The following is a 1,646-nucleotide window of genomic DNA, read 5'->3' on the forward strand; positions in this document are numbered from 1 at the left end:
GGGGAGTGCGTGGCGTGCCGACGTGCTGGTGCGCGACGGGCGGATCGCGGCGGTGGGACCGGACCTCGCCGACGACGGCGTGGAGGTGGTCGACGCCGGCGGGGCGTACGTCGTGCCCGGTGGCATCGACGTGCACACGCACTTCGCGCTGCCGGTCGGAGCGGTCACCTCGGCCGACGACTTCGAGTCCGGGACCGTGGCGGCGGCGTGCGGCGGCACGACGTGCGTCGTCGACTTCGCCGGCGCCGGCCGCGAGCCGTGGCGGGAGGCCCTCGAGACCTGGCACGAGCGGGCGAGTGGGAGGGCGGTGGTCGACTACGGGTTCCACCTCACGGTCACCGAGCTGCCGGAGGACCCGGTCGCCGCCGTACGCCGGTTCGCCGAGTTCGCCGAGCACGGAGTAACGAGCGTGAAGCTGTACCTCGCCTACCCCGACCGCCTGATGGTCGACGACGGCACGGTGGCCCGGGCCCTGGCGGCGTCGCGGGAGACCGGGGTGCGGGTCTGCATCCACGCCGAGGACGGGGCGGCCGTCGAGAGCCTGGTCGCCCGGGCGATCGCCGAGGACCGGACCGGACCGGAGGCCGTGCCGGCGACGCGCCCCGCCGCAGTCGAGGCCGCGGCGATCCGCCGGGCCGCCGCGCTGGCGGGCGCCGCGGACGCGTGGCTGTACGTCGTGCACCTCTCCAGCGCAGCCGGCCTGCGCGAGGTGCTGGCCGCTCGCGCCGCGGGGGTCGACATCCACGCCGAGACCTGCCCGCACTACCTCGAGCTCGACGCGGCGCACCTCGCGGCGGGGGAGCAGGACTTCGTCTGTGCCCCTCCGCTGCGCGGCGCGACCGACCGTGCGGCGCTCTGGTCGGCGCTGGGATCCGGGGACGTCGAGGTCGTCGCCACCGACCACTGCCCGTTCACCGAGGCCGACCGCCGCCGGGGAACCGGCGGGGAGGGCTGGTCCGACTTCCGCCAGATCCCCGGCGGCCTCAGCGGCGTGGAGACCCGGCTGTCGCTGGTCTACCAGGGCGTCCGGTCGGGAGCGATCTCGCTCGCGACCTGGGTCGAGGCGACCTCGGGCGCGCCGGCGCGCCTGTTCGGCCTCGACGGGGTCAAGGGCTCCGTGCGCCCCGGCCTCGACGCGGACCTGGTGGTCTTCGACCCCGACGCCACCCGAACGCTGGACGCGGCGCGGCTGCACTCGCGCTGCGACCACAGCCCCTACGCCGGTCGCGTCGTCACCGGATGGCCGGCGCTCACGATCAGCCGCGGCGAGGCCGTCGCCGCCGCCGGGGAGCCCGTCGACGCGCGCCGCGGCCGGGGCCGGTTCGTGTCGAGGTCGCCCTTGGTGCGCTGAGGTGGTGGCCCCTCCGGATCGGGGCCGTGCGGCAGGTCGGGGAGCGTAAAGTCGAGGAGGCGTGGCATGCGTGAGGAGACCGGCATGGCAGCACCCAGCATCCCGAGCGTCACCGTCAACGGCACCGCGCGGTCCCTGGCCGGGGTGGCGCCGCACACGACGGCGCTCGACTGGTTGCGCGGCCTCGGTCTCACCGGCGCCAAGGAGGGGTGTGCCGAGGGGGAGTGCGGTGCCTGTGCGGTGCTGGTCGCGCGTCCCGACGGCGCCGGGACCCGATGGGTGGCGCTCGACTCCT

Annotated in this window: 2 protein-coding genes; both read left to right on the top strand. The window is 76.2% G+C overall.

Translation table 11 applies throughout. From position 1 onward, the window contains the following. Window positions 1–1,351 (top strand): dihydropyrimidinase (hydA, locus tag Q0L15_RS22420; RefSeq protein WP_296607080.1); only part of this gene is annotated, 1,351 nt, incomplete at its 5' end. A gap of 66 nt (window positions 1,352–1,417) precedes the next feature. Then, on the top strand, window positions 1,418–1,646 hold a 229-nt coding region (locus tag Q0L15_RS22425; protein WP_296607081.1), incomplete at its 3' end, for a 2Fe-2S iron-sulfur cluster-binding protein.

It is taken from the genome of Nocardioides sp. (assembly GCF_024509035.1).
GTDB lineage: Bacteria > Actinomycetota > Actinomycetes > Propionibacteriales > Nocardioidaceae > Nocardioides.